1 pseudogene is annotated in these 604 nt (G+C 41.9%); it reads right to left on the bottom strand.

Going from position 1 to position 604, the window contains the following annotated elements:
- A pseudogene (locus tag R7Z47_RS25730) lies at positions 1-357 on the bottom strand (AraC family transcriptional regulator); the annotation flags it as partial.
- Between the last annotated feature and the right edge of the window lie 247 nt (positions 358-604).

A 604-nucleotide genomic window follows, 5' to 3' on the forward strand; every position in this document is an offset into this window, starting at 1 on the left:
CGACCCGGGGTTAAGGCTAAAGACCAACTGCCTTTCTTTGTTTGGGTAGGTCTGATAAACCTCATTTTCGACAAAGGTCCAGAATGACCCTTGATGATACGCAAGCTGCTTTGCAGTCGTTTGCAAAAAACTGCCTGATTTTGGCAGAACATTCTGGCCGTCATAAAAAAGAACGCGGCCATGTACATCATGAATCCATAGCCCACCTTGCTCGCCCAAGAACAATTTTTTCGCAGCAATAAAAGTGCCCTTAACCTGAGTAGGCAAAGGGTAAAAGATGGCATTTGCGTTGTTCAGCGCAAATGCTTGAGATGATATGAAGAGTCCCCAGAAAATCAGGACAAGTTGGCGAAGCAAGACGAAAACCTTATATATCAATTTATATCGACTCAACTCCCTATAGGCCTTCCGTAGCTCTTGTGAGTAGGGTTATTTTGAGCCGCTAATTATTGATAATGATATCTCAATTCCTTTTATAGAAAAGGTTCGTCTTGCCAAAGGTTGTAATTCTTACTGCTAGATCACGTAAAAGAGACATTTCATCCGCAAAACTACAACTAATTACCCTTATTTAGCCAAACATTGCTCAAAGCTGTCAGCCATG

The sequence above is a fragment of the Vibrio sp. 1641 genome, assembly GCF_033339995.1.
Lineage (GTDB): Bacteria > Pseudomonadota > Gammaproteobacteria > Enterobacterales > Vibrionaceae > Vibrio > Vibrio alginolyticus.